Raw genomic sequence first — 3,441 nt, 5'->3', positions numbered from 1 at the left:
TAGCTCTTCAGGAAGTTCTAGTGCCTCCACTAAACCAGAATCTCCAGAAAAACCAGAGCGACCTGCTCCAAGCAAACCTGCGGAAAAAGAGCAGATCCCATCAGGTTCAACCACAGGAAGTCACTCCGGTTCCACTAGCTCTTCAGGAAGTTCTAGTGCTTCCACTAAACCAAAATCTCCAGAAAAACCAGAGGAACCTACTCCAAGTAAACCATCAGGAAACGAGACAAATTCTTCATCTCCTACCAGATCTAACAGTCTTTCTCCTACTCTCTCATCTCAACCGACATCTACTGTTCAAAAGGTATTTACAACTCAAAATGGGAATGCCAAGATTACTGTTATGTTTGAAACTGCTACAGAAGCAGACTCTGTCAATCTTAAAGAGGTAACAACAAAAGAAATGATTGATAATATTACCCGTCAAACAGGGCAAGGAACAGTGCGCGTATTTGATATTTCCCTTTCAAAAGATGGGAAAGAAACCCATGTGAAGGGAGAGAGAGTAGTTCGTCTTGCAATTGGTAATATTGATTCTGAGATTCAAGTTTACCATGTGAAAGAAAACGGAGAGTTGGAGTTGCTCCCATCAACAGTTGAAAATGGACAAGTCGTTTTCAAAACGAGTCATTTCAGCTTATTTGCGATTAAAACACTTCCTAAAAAACAAATGGCTACAGAGCCAGAGGCAAATAGGGAAGGAAAAACTCAATCTGATGATAAGGAAATGGTTCTTCTTGCTGATAAAGCAAATCAAATGAGTGAAAATCGTTCAAATTCAGATAAAAAAGATAAGCAAGCGCTCCCATCAACTGGAACAATGTCAACGTTGCTTATGGAATTCTTAGGTCTTATATCTCTAGTAGGTGTTTATCTATTAAAAGGAAAAAAGACGGAGAATGACTAATTTCATATAGACATTACTTGCCTGTATAAATCAAAGAAACCCGTAACCTTTAAGAGAGTTACGGGTTTTGGTCTATTAAGCCATATCCAATTGCAAGAGGGCTTCAATCTCTGCTAGGGTGCTAGCTTGTGAAATGGCTCCACGGAGTTTGGCTGCGCCAGATGTTCCACGGAGGTAGTGAGGAGCGAGGCCACGGAATTCACGAACTGCGACGTTTTCTCCTTTGAGGTTAATCAAGCGTTTCAAGTGTTCGTAGGCGATTTTCATCTTGTCCTCAAAAGTCAAATCAGGTAGGATTTCTCCTGTTTCAAAGTAGTGGTTGATTTGGTTGAAGAGGTAAGGATTTCCCATGGCAGCGCGGCCAATCATGACAGCGTCAGCACCGACTTCTTCGATGCGTTGTTTGGCTTCTTGGACAGTACGGATGTCACCATTAGCGATAAATGGAATCTTGGTCAGAGCTTGAGCTACGTCGTGCAGGGTCTCAAGGTCTGCATGACCTGTATACATTTGCTCACGGGTACGGCCATGCATGGCGAGGGCAGAAACACCTGCTGCTTCAGCAGCGAGGGCATTTTCTACTGCAAGAGATGGGTCAGCCCATCCGGTACGCATTTTGACAGTAAGTGGAATATCAAGGACAGATTGGACCTTGTTGATGATAGAGTAAATCTTATCTGGATCCTTGAGCCACATAGCGCCAGCTTCGTTCTTCACGATTTTGTTAACAGGACAGCCCATGTTGATATCGACGATATCGGTTTTGGTGTTTTCTTGGATGAATTCTGCTGCGCGTGCTAGGCTGTCTTCATCACTACCAAAGAGTTGGATAGAGACAGGGTTTTCGCCCTCATCGATATGAAGCATGTGCAGGGTTTTTTCGTTGTTGTATTGGATTCCCTTGTCAGAGACCATTTCCATTACAACGAGTCCTGCTCCGAGCTCCTTTGCGATGGTACGAAAGGCTGAGTTGGTCACGCCAGCCATGGGTGCTAAAACGGTACGATTGGGAATCTCAACATTGCCAATCATAAAAGGTGTATTAAGATTTGTCACGAATGAGTTCCTCCAGGTCGTTTTCATCAAAGTTGTAAGTAGTTTGGCAGAATTGACAAGTGATTTCTGCTCCGTGGTCTTCCTCTTTCATTTCCTGTAAGTCTGAGCTTGGAAGGCTGGCAAGAGCATTCATAAAGCGCTCATGGCTACAGTCACATTGGAAACGGATCTCTTCTTCAGAAAGACGCTTGTAGGCCTCGTCACCGTAGATAGCTTTGAGGAGGGCTTCGATATGGTCTTCACTTTCGAGAAGGGTTGAGATAGCTGGCATTTCTTGGATGCGTCTTTCAAAGCGAGCAATCTCTTCTTCCTTGGCTCCCGGCAAGACTTGAACTAGGAAACCACCAGCAACCTTAACCTTGTCTTCTTCGTCCAAAAGGACATTGAGGCCGACTGCAGAAGGGGTTTGTTGGCTTTCTGTTAGGTAGAAAGCAAGGTCTTCCCCAATCTCTCCAGAGATGAGTGGGGTCAAGGAAGTATAAGGATTTCCAATGCCGTAGTCTGTGATAACGAGAAATTGACCATTTCCAACAAAAGGTCCGACTAGAACTTCACCAGTTGCGGTCTTTTTAATGTCAACACCAGGATTTTGAACGTAACCTTTGACATTCCCCTTGGTATCAGCGACGGTGATGATAGCACCTAGAGAGCTAGATCCCAGTACCTTCACTGTTAGTTTGGTATTTCCTTTTTCATTGGCTGCGAGAATCTGGCTAGCGATAAGAGTTCGACCAAGCGCTACAGTTGAGCTAGCTTGGGTTTGGTGTTTTTCTTGAGCAGTGCGGACGGTTTCCGTGCTATCAAGGACAAAAGCACGAAAGGCTCCGCTTTCTGATATAGTTTTAATAATTTTATCCATAGCTACTATTTTAGCATAAAAATGCCCAAAGGGGGAGCCGTGTGTTTACTGATTTTCAGGATAATGAACCAGGAAATCAGCATGGAAATAAAAAGAGAAACAGATTATTTCAGCATTTCTAAGATTTATGCTATGCTTAAGGTAGAAAATGAAAGGGGTAACAAATGTATTTAGGAGACTTGATGGAAAAGGCTGAATCTGGCCAATTTTCAATCCTTTCCTTTCTATTACAAGAGTCTCAGACGACCGTCAAGGCTGTAATGGAGGAAACAGGATTTTCAAAAGCAACCCTAACCAAATATGTCACCCTGCTCAATGACAAGGCTTTGGACAGTGGCTTAGAGCTGAACATCTCCTTTGAAAATGAAAATCTGCGTCTGTCAATCGGTGCAGCTACCAAGGGGAGAGATATTCGGAGCTTGTTTTTGGAGAATGCTGTTAAATACCAGATTTTGGTCTATCTTCTCTACCACCAACAGTTTTTAGCCCATAAGCTGGCTCAAGAATTGATGATTAGTGAGGCTACGCTTGGTCGCCACTTAGCTAGCTTAAATCAGATTTTGTCAGAATTTGACTTATCTATCCAAAATGGACGGTGGCGAGGTCCAGAGCATCAGAT

At 43.4% G+C, this 3,441-nt stretch carries 3 protein-coding genes and 1 pseudogene; 2 read left to right on the top strand and 2 right to left on the bottom strand.

Translation table 11 applies throughout. The features are described from left to right. A pseudogene (locus WKI42_RS09750) lies at window positions 1–907 on the top strand (hypothetical protein); the annotation flags it as partial. Between the two features lie 75 nt (window positions 908–982). Here WKI42_RS09750 and dusB read toward each other — a convergent pair. Together dusB and hslO are read right to left on the bottom strand one after the other, a co-directional pair. Further along, entirely contained in the window at window positions 983–1,963 is a 981-nt protein-coding gene (dusB, locus tag WKI42_RS09745) for a tRNA dihydrouridine synthase DusB (RefSeq protein ID WP_368081827.1), read from the bottom strand. Continuing rightward, window positions 1,950–2,822 carry an Hsp33 family molecular chaperone HslO gene (gene hslO / locus WKI42_RS09740; protein WP_000357841.1) on the bottom strand — a complete coding sequence of 291 codons (873 nt, stop codon included), beginning with the start codon at window positions 2,820–2,822 and terminating at the stop codon, window positions 1,950–1,952. Before hslO ends, dusB begins: the two co-directional genes overlap by 14 nt. Before the next feature lie 164 nt (window positions 2,823–2,986). Here hslO and WKI42_RS09735 point away from each other — a divergent pair. Continuing rightward, window positions 2,987–3,441 (top strand): helix-turn-helix domain-containing protein (locus WKI42_RS09735; RefSeq protein WP_368081826.1); only part of this gene is annotated, 455 nt, incomplete at its 3' end.

Source organism: Streptococcus pseudopneumoniae, from assembly GCF_038148935.1.
In the GTDB taxonomy this organism is placed as follows: domain Bacteria; phylum Bacillota; class Bacilli; order Lactobacillales; family Streptococcaceae; genus Streptococcus; species Streptococcus pseudopneumoniae_U.
The sequence above is the reverse complement of the archived record's forward strand: the minus strand, read 5'-3'. Positions and strand labels throughout refer to the sequence as shown.